This is a genomic window from Enterococcus sp. 12C11_DIV0727, from assembly GCF_002148425.2.
GTDB lineage: Bacteria > Bacillota > Bacilli > Lactobacillales > Enterococcaceae > Enterococcus_L > Enterococcus_L lemimoniae.
The window spans coordinates 861,189-875,893 of sequence record NZ_CP147248.1; the positions used below are offsets into that span (position 1 = coordinate 861,189).

Sequence of the window (14,705 nt, forward strand, 5' to 3'; positions counted from 1 at the left end):
TTTGCTTAAGCTTTTTGTTCTTTCCAAAGAAAAAACTTCAAAAAGCAGGAGCTAGTAATGTACATCCTACTTTTTGAAGTCGTGTTCTATCTTATTTTAACTGAGTAATATCACTTACCTGTTTACTTAAAGTATTGATTTGTTTGATTAAGGAAAAATAGTTTGTTTCACTAAAATCTAACTGAGTCAAACAGCCTTCCACTTGGTCATAAATCTCTGTTTCCAGCTGAATTGCCTTTTCTGTAAGGGAAATAATCACAATTCGTTCATCATCTGGTAATCTGTCACGATTGAGGTAACCATTTTTCTCCATTCTTTTCAGCATAGGTGTCAATGTTCCTGTATCTAATTCAAGTTTTTCACCGATATCCGAGATCCGTTGATCTGAATATTCCCAAAGAACAAGCAACACTAAATATTGGGGATACGTTAAATTAAATGGTTTTAATGCTTTGGCATACATTCTATTAAATTGTTTGGAGACACTTTGTAAAGAAAAACATAGTTGTTCTTCTAGTCTTCTACTTTTTTTATCCACTAGATCCCTCTTTTTGCTATTGTTATATTAGTTAGATTCTACACAATATCGTTTTTAAAATCAATTTTTTTCACTTATAAAAAAAGTGTGAAGGGGTTATAACTTTGCGAGTTATAACCCCTTCACACGGAATCCGAATAAACGCTTCGGTCTCAGCCTCAATTGCTTTAACTTACTCTGTTATCGTCTCATTTTTAAATACTAATTGTCCATTTAATAACGTGATTGTTACTTTTGTTTTCGGTAATACACGTCCTGACACGATTTCTTTCGCTAAGGGAGTCTCTACTTCTTTAGTAATAAAACGTTTCAGCGGACGAGCACCATAAGCTGGATCATAGCCACTTTCTGCAATCCAAGTTTTCGCTTCATCAGAAACCACTAATTCGATTTCTTGCCGTTCTAAGCGTCGAGCTAGTTGAGCCGTCATCTTGCCAATGATTCCTTTGACATTATCCAAGCATAGTGGCGTGAACAATATCGTGTCATCAATTCTATTTAAGAACTCTGGTTTGAAATGACCGCGTAAAATAGTCATTACTTGCTCTTCAACTGCTTCTGGAATCGTGCCTTCTGGTGTAACCCCTTCAAGCAACAGTTGAGAACCAATATTACTAGTCATGATCAATACAGTATTTTTGAAATCAACCACACGCCCTTTAGAATCTGTCAAACGACCATCATCTAACACTTGGAGTAAAATGTTAAATACGTCAGGATGCGCTTTTTCAATTTCATCTAGCAACACGATGGTATAAGGATTACGACGAACGGCCTCTGTCAATTGCCCACCTTCTTCATAACCGATGTAGCCTGGAGGTGCGCCGACTAAACGAGAGACACTATGTTTTTCCATATACTCACTCATATCGATCCGCACCATATGCTCTTCTGAATCAAATAGATCTTCTGCTAACGCTTTAGCAAGTTCTGTCTTACCAACACCAGTTGGTCCTAAGAATAGGAAGGATCCCAAAGGACGATCTGGATCTTGTAACCCAGCACGAGAACGAATCACAGCATCACTAACAGCATCGACCGCTTCATCTTGACCAATCACACGTTTGTGTAAAGTCTCGTTCAATTTCATTAGTTTTTCTCGTTCCCCTTCAACCAGTTTCGTTACAGGGATTCCGGTTAAACGACCAACTACTTGAGCAATTTCATTTTCAGTCACGGCTTCTTGCACCATACGGACATTTTCTTTGTCATTTTTTGCTTCAAGTTGTTTTAATTCCTCTTCTAATTGAGGAATTGTACCATGACGAAGGACAGCTGCTCGTTCTAAATCATAATTGTTTTCAGCGTCTTCTAACTCATGTTTTGCTTTATCGATTTCACCTCGTTTATTGCTAACGGCATTGACCTCTTCTTTTTCAGTCTCCCATTGCATCTTCATGGCATTTGCTTCTTCACGAAGATCAGCCAGTTCTTCTTGCAATGCGTTTAGACGTTTTTTACTAGCATCATCAGATTCTTTTTTCAAGGCAGCTTCTTCGATTTCTAATTGCATTAAACGACGCGTTACTTGATCAAGTTCTGTTGGCATTGAATTCATTTCCACACGAATCGTAGCACTTGCTTCATCAACTAAGTCAATGGCTTTATCTGGTAAAAAACGATCCGTGATATAACGGTCAGATAACGTTGCTGCAGCAACTAAAGCATTGTCATGGATGTTGACACTATGATGGATTTCAAAACGTTCTTTTAACCCACGCAAAATACTGATCGTATCTTCAACAGTCGGCTCTTTTACCAAAACTTTTTGGAAACGGCGTTCTAACGCTTTATCTTTTTCCATATATTGACGATATTCATCTAATGTTGTTGCGCCGATCAAATGTAATTCACCACGAGCCAACATAGGTTTCAATAAGTTACCCGCATCCATACTACCTTCTGTTTTTCCTGCTCCAACGATATTATGGATTTCATCAATGAATAAAATGATACGCCCTTCACTCTTTTTGACCTCTTTTAAAACAGCTTTTAAACGTTCTTCAAATTCGCCACGGAATTTGGCGCCAGCGATCAACGCTCCCATATCTAACGAAAAGATCGTCTTATCCTTTAAGTTTTCCGGTACATCTTTTCGCACGATTCTTTGGGCTAATCCTTCAACGATAGCTGTTTTACCAACACCAGGTTCGCCGATCAAAACAGGGTTATTTTTTGTTTTTCGTGAAAGAATTCGAACAACATCACGGATTTCTTCATCACGACCAATGATCGGATCTTGATTGCCGCTTTTTACCTGCTGTACCAAATCTACACCATATTTTTCTAATGCTTTGTATTGTTCTTCTTGATTTTGAGAAGTCACACGATCTCCTCCTCTCATGTCTTCGATATTTTTACGTAATTCTTTTTCTGTGATTCCTTGACTAGTCAAATACTTGGTCAAGCGATAATTTTTCAATTTCATCAACGCTAAAATCACGATTTCAGTCGCTAGAAATTCATCTTGAAATGATTCTCTCAACTTATCTGCTTCACCTAATAAGTTAAATAGATTTTGACTCATACTTTGTCCATATTGGATATTGCTCCCTTGAATACTAGGGTACTCATCGATTGCCTGATCGATTTCTCGCTCAAAAGCCTCGACGTCAACACCAGCATCTGTATAAAAATTACGACCAAAATGATTCGGCTGTATAAAAATCTTCCATAGATGAGCAATATCGATTTCCTGATGGTGGCGAGTTACTGCGACCTGTTGTGCTTCAGCAATGGCCTCTTGTAAAGTTGTAGTCATTTTTTCGATATTCATAACATTACCTCCTAAATTTAAAAGCGTAATAAGCCCGTTTAGGCTCGACTAGAAAATAGAAAAAATCGATTGAGACGCTCTTTGTTTCACTCTATTTTTATCTTTTTCCCGAGAGACTGGCTTATGGAGCTAGATAGATAAAAGCGTAATGAGCTCGTTTAGCCTTGACAGAAAAATAGGAAAATTGAGAGTGTCGCTTTTTAACCACAATCAGATTTTATCTTTTTTCCGAAAGGCTGGCTCATAAAGCTAGATACTGTTAAAAGCTGAAGGACCTAGCTGTGACACTTCTGGCCACACTCTAATCTTAGCTTTTCTTCAGCCTTATACCTAAAATTGCCTTCTATATAAATAGTATCCTTTATTCCCTAAAAAAACATTACGTCTTTTGGACTATTTTTACCAAGGTCTGAAGTCTGATTAACTTTGACCTTATAGATTAATTATACTTGATTGGTCAGTAAAGGTCAAATAAAAACTTCTTTTTTTTGACCAATTACCCCTACCTATTTTTATGATACTCCAACTAATTATTTTAGCAAATAATATGAGTTTCATTAGCAAAAAAAGATGATCCAAACGCTCAACCGAACGTTTTTAGATCATCTTTAGATTATTAAATTTTTTCAACTTTTATTACTGAATTCCCAGCAACTTGAGGTGGAATCGACATTGTCATGGCTGGTAACCCGACTAAGGTAAACTGAATTTTATCTCCCGCTCTTAAATCCGCTTCTGTCAGTCCAGCTGCTAATTGCTCGGTCGATACATTTAGGATCACACCATCATTTTTCATCATATTGAGGATTTCTTCAGGGTCAATTACTGCTTCCACCTCATTTAAAACCAAACGAATCGATTGGTCAACTGTCTCGTTTTTCTTTCCATCTTCAACTAGGATAGCAGTGAAAACGGATTGTTTTTGCACCTTGTCCGAACTATTAGAAGTTTGTTCAGTTGATTCTTCTTTCTTACTCATCATAGAAGTTTCAGTACTTCCTTTCGTTTCACCGTTATTATTAGCTGTACAAGCACCTAAAATGAACAATGCGCAAATTGTTCCTACAGCAATACTCATTTTTTTCATTAAAATTCCACCTTTCCCCTCATGATACTCTTATACAATTTCCAGTTGGAATTCGAAACTATATTTAACCGCAAGAATACCAACCTACAATCATTAGGTTTTTGGTCAAACTTTTTAGGATCAATACCTAAGCAGATAGATTCTAACCATTTCTTCGATCATTTCCTGACATCGTGATTTCTTGTGCTAAATAACGAATTCGTTCCATGATTCGGCGGGCCTTCAAAGGTTCTTGTTCCCCACGTTGCGTGACAGATAGATGTTTTTCTAACTCTTTTAAATCAAGATTAGAAGAGAAAAAAGTCACTAATTGCTCTTGCATGCGATATTGTAAAATAACACTTAAAACATCGTCACGAATCCAGGATGTCATTGATTCTGCGCCTAGATCATCAATCATCAACACTGGTGATTTTTTAACAGCATCTAGCTTGGGTCCAACCATATCCTTACCGATTGCTTGTTTCATTTCAACTGTAAAGGTTGGGAAATGCACAATAGTCGTCACAAATCCTCGTTCCGCTAAACTATTTGCAATGGCACCTAATAGAAATGATTTTCCTACGCCGAATGTTCCTTGAAGATATAGTCCTTTGTGAAATTCTTTTGGTTCAGAAGTATATTCGTTCAAAAATTTCATTGTTTCAGCCATCGCCTGCGCTCGACCTTGAGAGGCTGTATCAAAACGGCTTAAACTAGCTTCTCGTACATCTTTAGGCATATCCATCGCGCGAACTCTTTTACGAATCTCATCTTCTTTTTGCTTGGCAATCAACGCTTCAGTTGGTACATAAGTAACATCGATATAGTGAAAATTCAAGGTTAATTTCGGCTCATAGCCAGGAGCGATCATTGATGGATCATTCAATTGATATTTACGTTTTTCTTGTACAAACTCATACAGTTTCGAATAGCTTTTACGGATGTCATCATCCGTCAATCGCTCACGATGTTCTTGAATAAATTCTTGGACATCCGTATCTTTTAATACAACATCGACCAGTTCATTATAGCGTTCGTTCATATCTCTGTTTTGAATGATTTTTGACATTTCTTTTCCTACGTCTTCCATTAGTTGCCGCCTCCTTTACTCAGAAAATCTTGAATTTCTTTATCTAATCGTGCTTGTTCTTCCTTCGATAGCTTTTGCTCTTCAACCGGATTTTCTACCCAATCTGGTAGTGTTTCCTGACGAATTGGACGGTTGTTTTGTCCGTAGCGCTGTCTCGTTTGTTTTTGTTCTTTGCCTTTTTTGGCTAACTCACGCACATGATCAATCGCCTTTTCAGGGGAAAAAATACCACTTTGTGCCCATTCATTGGCGATTCGATTAACATAGTCCGCTTTTAGTGTTGGTTGTTTTTGAATATTATAAACATAATTGATCAAGACATTGATCACACTGTTTGGCAGTCCGGATTTACTCACTAAGTATTTAACTAAAGAACGCTCTTGTGGCGTAGTGTAACCACCTCGTTCGTTTTTTAAGGCTTCTAAATAATTCAGCGGAAAATTCTTCTCACTATCCATGATCATTTGAATATCTTGTGTTGAAAAACCATTCATTTTTAATGAGTTGTAACGATATGTTTGCTGATCGTCGGCAGATAGTTCCACTGAATCATTGGTTTGGAATTGGCTGGTCTTTTGTTTTTTATCCGGATCATAAGTACGATACACCGCTCGTTCAAAGTCTTTGACGTCGATCTTACTCGTATAATAATCAAATGATTTAGAACAAAACTCGATCATATCTAATTCTGTGATTCCAAATAAATTGTGGAAGATAAATACCTCTTCCTTAAAACCAGCACTATTATCAGGAAGTTTGATTCCTAAATTTTCAATTCCTTGAACAAAATAGACCCAATCAAAGGTTTCATTGACTGCACTTGGTTTTTTCACAGGTCTTGGATCAGTGAACGCTTGCTCCATCTTACCTAGCTGACCACTTTGTGCAATGATTTGCTCCTCTTTGAACAGATAGATATCTTTAAAACTAGCTGAAATATCTTCAAAACCCGTCAAACTAATAAATTTTGGTTTGAATCGTTCAAATAATTTATCCATCTTTCTTTGTCCAACACTGTTTAAAAGAGTCAGTGACAACACTTCGTCTTTAAAGAAACGTTCAGCCGTTTCAGGATGATTTAAACGATATAAAAAGTAAGTCCCTAGTTCATTATCTTCTTTAACAAAGGTACCTAATAAGCCAATACCTTCTAATTTTTTTCTGGCAGTTTGAATTTCTTTGATACTCATGTCCAACATCGTAATCAGCTCTGCATGAAAAAGTGATTCACTAACACCTGTTTCTGTAACTTCTGATAACAGAGTCAAATATAAACTAAACGCTTTCGCCCCTATTAGCGGTTGATATAAAAGTGTTAAAACAGTTTGTTCTTGGTCAGACAAAGGATAAGCAATAGTTGCTTGAAATATGCTTTTTGGCTGGACTTCTTTCCACTTCTCTTTCAAGGAAAGACCTCCTTATTCATTGGTTGTATCAGCGTTTGAAGACTTTGCTTTATCAACGATTCCTTGCAATTCTTTTAAGAATACACTCATATCTTTAAATTGACGGTACACGCTGGCAAAACGAATATAGGCAATTTCATCTAGATTGACTAAATCTTCCATTACATATTCTCCGACTAGTGTCGTTGAAACTTCATTCTCGCCTAAGCTACGAACACGATTTTCAACATTGTCAACGATTTGTTCCATTTGTTCCATGGCAACTGGACGTTTTTCTGCTGAGCGAATCAACCCGCGTAAAATCTTCTCTCTATTAAATTCTTCTCGGTCACCGTTTTTCTTAATGACTAATAATGGTGCCGCTTCAATCCGTTCAAATGTTGTAAAACGGTAATTACAATTTTCACACTCTCTACGACGACGGATTGCACGACCATCGTCAGCTTGACGACTATCAATTACACGAGAATTATTATGATGACATCTTGGACAACGCATAGCATTCACCTCATTTTATCTAATAATATCTATTTTAACAGTTAATTTTAAGTTTACTTCCTATATTATAACATGAAATGCTTAAGAAACCAGACATTAACGATTACTTCTTAACCATTTTTTTTCATTTGTTTAACGTTTATTTAATAACAGTTTTTTAAATAAAATGAATCAGACTCTCACTGAGCTGGTTATTTCTCTTATCAATTTATCTAAACAAGTTTTAACAAAAAAATGAAAACAAAATCGGCTTTAACATTCGCTGCCTCTCTTGTCTTCATTTATCTGAAAAATAGTTCTCATTACAGATAGAGTAACTAAAAATGATTGTTTAACACCCAATTTTCCACCAATTTCTTAGTTTCTTGGATCGTTTTTTGATTATCAAATACGATATCTGCTTTTTGCTTTTTCTGTTCGATCGATAATTGACTATTTATTCGTTGCCACGCTTCTTGTTCCGTCAGATGATCTCTTTCCATCAGACGATCCAGTTGAATCGTTTCTGGAACATAGACAACCGCTACTTGGTCCATGTCATTTTCATATCCGCCCTCATAAAGCAAGGGAATATCAACAACGACTAATGACGCTTGGTCTTTTTTCTTTTCAATTTGCGATAAGATTGCTTCTCTTAAAAAAGGAGAGAGTAATGCATTTAGTTTTTGTCTTTTTTCTTCGTCTGAAAAAACGAGCGCTCCTAATTTTTTACGGTCCAATGAACGATCTGGCTGCAACATTTCTGTTCCAAACGTAGACACAATTTTAGCTAACCCTGGCCTCCCCACTTCAACAACCTCTCGAGCAATCACATCAGCATCAACAACTGGAAACCCCAGTTCTTTAAAAACCTTTACAACGGTACTTTTCCCTGTAGCAATCCCACCAGTTAGTCCTAATATCATAGTCATCGTTTAGTTCCTCACTTTTAAGGTTTGACACTTCGGACAAAAATGAGTTCCTCGTTGCGCAACTTTGATTTTTTTGATTGGTGTAGCACATCGTGGACATGGTTTCTCCGTTTGGCCATAAACATTTAGTGAAATTTGGAAGGTTCCTGCTTCACCTAGCGCATTTAAGTAGCTACGGATTGTTGTTCCGCCAGCTTCAACCGCTCGGCCTAGGACATCGATGATTGCATAATACAGCCCTTCAACCTCTTTAGGTTTTAATGAATCAGCGGGTTGTTCTGGATGAATACTCGCTTCCCACAAAGCCTCATCTACATAAATATTCCCTAAACCAGTAACTAGTCGTTGATCTAATAATAACGGTTTGATGGCTTTATGATGTTTTTTTAACCCAACTCGAAATTCCTTTAATTTGAATTGAGTAGGAATTGGTTCAGGACCTAAAGCCAAGATACCTTTATAATGTTCACCTTGATTTTTAGGCACTAAAACCATACGACCAAATTTCCGAACATCAAGATAACGGAGTTCAGTTCCATCGGTAAACGTGAAAATCACGTGAGTATGTTTTGTTCGCTCTTCTTCTGGCTTATGAATTTCATATTTTCCTTCCATCCGCAGATGAGAAATCATATCGTAATTCGTTAATTTGAAAATCAAAAATTTGCCACGTCGTTCCATTTTTTCGATTGTTTGACCAATCAACTGTTGCGCAAAAATATCTGTTTCAGGTGATTCAATGATTCTCGGCCATAATATCGTGACTTCTTCGATTGTTTTGTCGACAACTAACTTTTCCAACCCTTTTCTGACGGTTTCAACTTCTGGTAATTCAGGCATAACTCACCTCTCCTTTGAAGAAAAAGACCGAAACAAACACATCAAGATTTTACAACCTTGTTCGTTAGGTCAGTCTTTTTCAGCTTATTTTGCTTCGTACCATGTTTTACCCCAGCTGCTATCTGTCAGCAATGGTACATGTAATGAAACAGCATTTTCCATCACTTCTTTAACCAAAGCATTTAGCTGATCTAATTCAGCTTCTGGCGCTTCAAAAACAAGCTCATCGTGAACTTGCAGTAACATCGTTGCCTGCATTTTTTCTTCTTTTAATCGTTGATCCATATTGATCATCGCAATTTTCAAAATATCAGCGGCACTACCTTGAATCGGTGTATTGATTGCAGTTCGTTCTGCAAACGAACGAAGATTGAAATTACGTGAATTGATATCTGGCAAATAACGACGACGGTTATACAAGGTTTCTACAAATCCTTTATCTTTAGCGTCGCGAACGATATCTTCCATATATTTTTTAACACCTGGGTATTTCTCAAAATAAGTATCAATATACTCTTGTGCTTGTTTCCTAGTAATACCTAAATTTTGGGATAAGCCATAATCGCTGATTCCATAAACGATCCCAAAATTGACCGCTTTGGCTTGGCGACGCATATTTGGCGTAACATCTTCTGGTTTTTCGATACCAAACACACGCATCGCTGTACTTGAGTGAATATCTTGCCCTTCAATAAAAGCTTCTTTCAAATGCTGATCATCAGAAATATGAGCTAATACACGTAGTTCGATTTGAGAATAATCAGATGAAAAAATCAACCAGTCTTTTTCTCTTGGCACAAAAGCTTCACGAATTTTACGCCCTTCTTCTAGACGGATTGGAATATTTTGTAAATTAGGATCAACAGAGCTTAAACGACCCGTTTGAGTTAACGTTTGCACATACCTTGTATGGATTTTATCATCTGGCTGAATTACTTTTAAGAGACCTTCAACATAAGTCGATTGAATTTTAGCAATCTGACGGTAAACTAAAATATCTTCTACGATCGGTGCTTGTTCTTTTAACTGTTCTAAAACGTCAACGGCTGTTGAGTAGCCAGTTTTTGTTTTTTTAATAACAGGCAAGCCCTTTTTTTCAAACAGAATTACGCCTAATTGTTTCGGTGAATTCAAGTTAAATTCTTCGCCCGCTTCAGCATAGATTTTTTGTTCGATTTCACGTAGTCGATCTGAAAACTCAATACGCATTTCTTTTAATCGATTTGCATCTACACGAATTCCCGTAATCTCCATGTCACCTAAAATTTTTGACAGTGGTAGCTCCATTTTATAGAATAAATCAGCTTGATTTTTTTCAACCAATTCTGTATCTAATTTTGCGAAAAGAAATTGAATAGCCTTAACTTTTCGAGCCAAGTGACTGAAAAATGCTTCATCGTCTTCTGGCAGCCCTTTTTTGGCACCTTTTCCATAGACTGATTCATCCGAATGAATAGCTGTGTAGCCGTAATGTTGAGCCACGCCTTCAATATCAGCACTATTATCATTTGTATCTAGTAAATAAGCAGCCAATAAAACATCAAACTTAATCCCTTGTGGTTTTCCGACATAGCGATTTAGTGATACATAGGTCCGTTTTGCATCATATACAGTTTTCTTATAGTTATCTGATAATACCCAATCAACAAATGGTTTACTTTCAAATAGCTCTAAACTATTTGTCACGTATACTTTTTCTTTATTGCCCCAAGCAACTCCTACGATAGGAGAGGTATGGTAATTTTCTTCCATCATTTCAACATATAAGGCCATATCATCTGTAAACATTTCTTCAGTGAACGTATCCACTACATCGAAATGAACATCTTCAAGTTCAACAGCTTCTTCTTCAACATTTAATTTGCTTAACATTTGCTTGAATTCCATTTCCTTATAGAATGGAATCAGTTTTTCTAGATCTTTTCCTTCATATTTCAATTCATCGATGTCGACTTTGACTGGAGAATCAACATTGATTGTCGCTAAACGCTTAGACATGAAGGCTTGCTCTTTATCATTGATTAAGTTTTCTTTCATTTTACTTGGTTTCATGCTGTCGATGTTTTCATAAACACCTTCAACTGAACCAAATTCTTTCAATAATTTGATTGCTGTTTTCTCACCAATTTTTGTAACACCTGGAATATTATCTGATGTATCTCCAGCAAGACCTTTCATATCGATGATCTGATTAGGTGTTAGGCCATCATATTTTTCAGCTACATGTGCTGGTGTATAAGTTTCGAGATCACTAACACCTTTGATCGTAATGTCAACTTTGACTGAATCTGTCGCCAATTGCGTTAAATCTCGATCTCCAGACAACACAACAACATCAAATTGGTCTTTTGGCACTTTAGTAGCCAATGTTCCGATAATATCATCTGCTTCATAATTTTCTAGCTCATAATACTTCACGCCTAAACCAGTCAGCAATTCGCGAATATAAGGCATTTGCTCTTTAAATTCTCCTGGCGTTTTTGAACGACCTGCTTTGTATTCTGAATAAAATTCGGTTCTAAAGGTTGTCTTCCCAGCATCAAATGCGACTAAAACATGCGTCGGATTTTCTTTAGCCATGACGTTTTCAAACATATTATTAAACGCATAAACGGCATTGGTATGTAACCCATTTTTATTTTTAAATCGTTCTAGGGAATTGTGCAAAGCAAAAAATGCTCGAAAGGCAACACTGTTTCCATCAACTAATAATAACTTATTTTTTGTCATCTTTTTTCTCCTCATCTTCAGCAAACTGGTTTCCTATCTATTCTAACAAAAAACTGTCAACTTTGCAGTAGGAAGGAACTAAAGTTCGCAAAGCTGCATTGAATACAAAAGAAAACCCGCTCTGCACACTCAGAGCGGGTCAAATTAGGAGTTCACACAAATGAAATTGTTTTTGTAGCAATTGTCTTTCTTCTATGTCCTTATAGTACAAGTAATTTGTGAACATTGTATGAACGAAAAATTTCTAAAATGTAACTTTTTTTAGGAAAAATCGGCCTATATTTCTATTTATACCGAAATCTTTAACTCTAAGGCAAGATATTTCCAGCCGCACGGTAAATTTCATACCATTCTTCTCTACTTAAAACAATCTCTGATGCTTTAGCAATTTCTGCGATTCGTCCTTTATTCATTGTTCCTGCGATCACCTGCATTTGGGCTGGATGCCGTAAAATCCACGCAGTTGCAAGACCTGTAGCTGTACAATTATGTTTTTCAGCGATTTTATCTAACGTGGCATTCAGCTCTGAAAATGTTTCATTTCCAATAAAAACACCTTCGAAGAAACCGTACTGATAAGGTGACCAAGCTTGGATGGTCATTTGATTTAAACGAGAATAATCTAAAATACTGCCATCATGATCTACACTTGCTTCATCTGTCATATTTACATGGATACCTTGATCGATCATTCCAGTATGTTTAATTCCAAATTGCAACTGATTTGCTAATAATGGTTGTTTTACTGTTTTTTTCAATAAATCGATTTGCATTGGTTTTTGATTGCTGACACCAAAATATTTCACTTTGCCTTGTGCTTCGAGCTGATCAAAAGCAGCCGCAACTTCTTCTGGTTCAACAAGTGTATCTGGTCGATGAAGTAATAATGCATCGATATAATCCACACCTAAACGTTTTAAACTGCCTTCAACGGAAGAAATGATATGTTCTTTTGAAAAGTCAAACATACCTTTACGAATCCCGCATTTTGTTTGAATAATAATTTCTTCTCTTTTGATCGATGTTTCTTTTAATGCTTTACCAAAAATCGTTTCGCACTCGCCACCGCCATAAATATCTGCATGATCAAAAAAATCGATACCGTGCTCATACGCTGTCTCAATAATTTCTGCTGGTTTTTCAACTCCATTCATTCTCATACAACCAAGAATCACTGATGCCGCTTGTAAATCACTTGTCCCAAATTGAATTTTTTTCACAGGAAACCCTCCTAAAATTGTATTCACTTATTTAGTTTAACACATTTTCTTGAAAGGGCTTCATTTCATCACTTTTTTTATTAGTTTTTCGACCTGGTAAAGTGTTTTTTCTGAAAAACCTGCTTCAATTAATAACGTAGGCTGAGGATATTTCCGATGTAAAGATTGATATACAACTGTGGTTAAAATAATATCCGCATATGAAATAGATTTCGAAGTTCTTGCGTAGATTATAGTTAAATTGAATTTATGCATAAAAAAGTGAGTGATTCTTTTCCCTAGTTTTGTTTCCATCTCAAGTGGTAAATCAGTCATTAAACAGATAAAAATTCTTTTTTCAAAAGAGACTGGAGAAATGAGCGAGCTTACAATCATAAAATAACGATACCATATTGTATCTTTGGGAATCCGCTGATAATAGTCGTTTTCTTGCATCAATTCATTTACAGCTAAACTAAGTTTACGAGTAAAATTAGGATAATTCTCTGTAAAAAGCATTTTTAAATATTTTTTTTCAAAAGGAAAACCTGAAAGTAATTCATAATATAAATGAAAGCTTAAAAATGCTACCAAGCTCTCTTTTGAGTGACTTAATTTTCCTCCGAAAGAGATGTGTCTCAATTTACTATTTGCTGTCAGCGTCCGTAAATAACAAGTTGTTTTCTTTAAATAATGTTCCCCAATAAGAAATATCTGGTTGTTTGATCCAAAATATGGTAAAAAATAGGCTTGGATCATTAAATACAAATAGACCAACTCTTCAAAATCTAAATTAGTAGCACTGCCTTCTGAATCCATAACAGCCATAAATTTAGAAAAAGTAGCGCTATTTTCGATATACTGCTTCCAACTCTTTTTGATCCAAACTTTATTGCCACCTTGATAACGCCAAAAAGCTATTTGAGTGATTCGAGTTATCGTTTCTTTTTGCAGATCATTGATTTTCATATTAAAAAAAGAAATAAATTTAATAGCAAGTTCGCGACTATTTTCTATTGTACATAACAAAGATTGTGGTTTCGTTTCTTGGTAAGCAAACCAATAAAATGGAAAACCAATGCTCTAATTTGTTCTTCTTCTCCTATAAGCTCCCAGGTTCCTCGCTTTAAATGTAAGTTAAATTTTTTCAACCAGCCATTTATTTTCTTTGCTCGCCTTCTAAGGCTAGACTCACTCACTAACATACTACCTATTAGTTGTTTTGTAGTAACATTTTTCTCTTCAATAATTGTTTTTAGAAAAATGATTTCGGGAAGATCATTTAAATATTGAACTAAAAAAAACTCCAAATATTGGTCATCCTGCCTTTTCAAATAGAATTGGTTTCTATCACGACAGCCAATGGCTAATTGCTGTTCTAATTGATAGCGTTTGAATAGCTTTTTCAATTTTTTTATTGCCCTTATTATTGTTTTTGAATTTATTCCTAATTCTTTTGACAGTGTATCTAGTGACTTGCTATTATCCGTATATCTTAACGCATTAAACAAGCCAAGTAATTTCTTTGATTCAACATCAAAAATTTCATTATAATCCATTCCAAACCTCCACCATAAAGATTAAAATAGTATTTTATTCATTAGCTGTACAAAAAAAGTAATGAGTTATGCATAGAAAATATACGCAT

The 14,705-nt window shown here is 35.9% G+C and carries 12 protein-coding genes; all 12 read right to left on the minus strand.

Annotation, left to right across the window (positions count from 1 at the left end; all coding sequences use genetic code 11):
• Positions 1 to 91 precede the first annotated feature (91 nt).
• Positions 92 to 538, minus strand: a complete 447-nt coding sequence (locus A5866_RS04210) for a MarR family winged helix-turn-helix transcriptional regulator (protein ID WP_086279188.1) — start codon at positions 536 to 538, stop codon at positions 92 to 94.
• Positions 539 to 710: 172 nt separating this feature from the next.
• Entirely contained in the window at positions 711 to 3,314 is a 2,604-nt protein-coding gene (gene clpB, locus A5866_RS04215; protein ID WP_086444291.1) for an ATP-dependent chaperone ClpB, read from the minus strand.
• 616 nt (positions 3,315 to 3,930) lie between these two features.
• Positions 3,931 to 4,401, minus strand: coding sequence for a hypothetical protein (locus tag A5866_RS04220; protein WP_086279186.1), 471 nt, complete (start codon positions 4,399 to 4,401; stop codon positions 3,931 to 3,933).
• 142 nt (positions 4,402 to 4,543) lie between these two features.
• Entirely contained in the window at positions 4,544 to 5,473 is a 930-nt protein-coding gene (dnaI, locus tag A5866_RS04225; RefSeq protein ID WP_086279185.1) for a primosomal protein DnaI, read from the minus strand.
• A complete protein-coding gene (locus tag A5866_RS04230; RefSeq protein WP_086279184.1) occupies positions 5,473 to 6,879 on the minus strand; it encodes a replication initiation and membrane attachment family protein in 1,407 nt (468 codons plus the stop codon). The genes dnaI and A5866_RS04230 overlap by 1 nt, the downstream gene beginning before the upstream one ends.
• Before the next feature lie 12 nt (positions 6,880 to 6,891).
• Positions 6,892 to 7,377 (minus strand): transcriptional regulator NrdR, encoded by a 486-nt coding sequence (gene nrdR, locus A5866_RS04235; RefSeq protein ID WP_086279183.1) that lies wholly within the window; start codon positions 7,375 to 7,377, stop codon positions 6,892 to 6,894.
• A gap of 317 nt (positions 7,378 to 7,694) precedes the next feature.
• A complete protein-coding gene (coaE, locus tag A5866_RS04240) occupies positions 7,695 to 8,288 on the minus strand; it encodes a dephospho-CoA kinase (protein WP_086444290.1) in 594 nt (197 codons plus the stop codon).
• Between the two features lie 3 nt (positions 8,289 to 8,291).
• Complete coding sequence (gene mutM / locus A5866_RS04245) at positions 8,292 to 9,128, minus strand: DNA-formamidopyrimidine glycosylase (protein WP_086444289.1); 837 nt, start codon at positions 9,126 to 9,128, stop codon at positions 8,292 to 8,294.
• 84 nt (positions 9,129 to 9,212) lie between these two features.
• Positions 9,213 to 11,858 (minus strand): DNA polymerase I, encoded by a 2,646-nt coding sequence (gene polA, locus A5866_RS04250; protein ID WP_086444288.1) that lies wholly within the window; start codon positions 11,856 to 11,858, stop codon positions 9,213 to 9,215.
• A gap of 308 nt (positions 11,859 to 12,166) precedes the next feature.
• Entirely contained in the window at positions 12,167 to 13,078 is a 912-nt protein-coding gene (locus A5866_RS04255; protein WP_086279179.1) for an aldo/keto reductase, read from the minus strand.
• A gap of 60 nt (positions 13,079 to 13,138) precedes the next feature.
• A complete protein-coding gene (locus A5866_RS04260; protein WP_254907546.1) occupies positions 13,139 to 14,086 on the minus strand; it encodes a hypothetical protein in 948 nt (315 codons plus the stop codon).
• Complete coding sequence (locus A5866_RS04265) at positions 14,071 to 14,616, minus strand: helix-turn-helix domain-containing protein (RefSeq protein ID WP_254907545.1); 546 nt, start codon at positions 14,614 to 14,616, stop codon at positions 14,071 to 14,073. Before A5866_RS04265 ends, A5866_RS04260 begins: the two co-directional genes overlap by 16 nt.
• Between the last annotated feature and the right edge of the window lie 89 nt (positions 14,617 to 14,705).

Bases quoted from the DNA above. Each gene is read 5' to 3' on its own strand.
- mutM (WP_086444289.1), bottom strand. From the start codon at position 9,128: ATGCCTGAATTACCAGAAGTTGAAACCGTCAGAAAAGGGTTGGAAAAG.
- nrdR (WP_086279183.1), bottom strand. From the start codon at position 7,377: ATGCGTTGTCCAAGATGTCATCATAATAATTCTCGTGTAATTGATAGT.
- A5866_RS04265 (WP_254907545.1), bottom strand. From the start codon at position 14,616: ATGGATTATAATGAAATTTTTGATGTTGAATCAAAGAAATTACTTGGC.
- clpB (WP_086444291.1), bottom strand. From the start codon at position 3,314: ATGAATATCGAAAAAATGACTACAACTTTACAAGAGGCCATTGCTGAA.
- A5866_RS04220 (WP_086279186.1), bottom strand. From the start codon at position 4,401: ATGAAAAAAATGAGTATTGCTGTAGGAACAATTTGCGCATTGTTCATT.
- polA (WP_086444288.1), bottom strand. From the start codon at position 11,858: ATGACAAAAAATAAGTTATTATTAGTTGATGGAAACAGTGTTGCCTTT.
- coaE (WP_086444290.1), bottom strand. From the start codon at position 8,288: ATGACTATGATATTAGGACTAACTGGTGGGATTGCTACAGGGAAAAGT.
- dnaI (WP_086279185.1), bottom strand. From the start codon at position 5,473: ATGGAAGACGTAGGAAAAGAAATGTCAAAAATCATTCAAAACAGAGAT.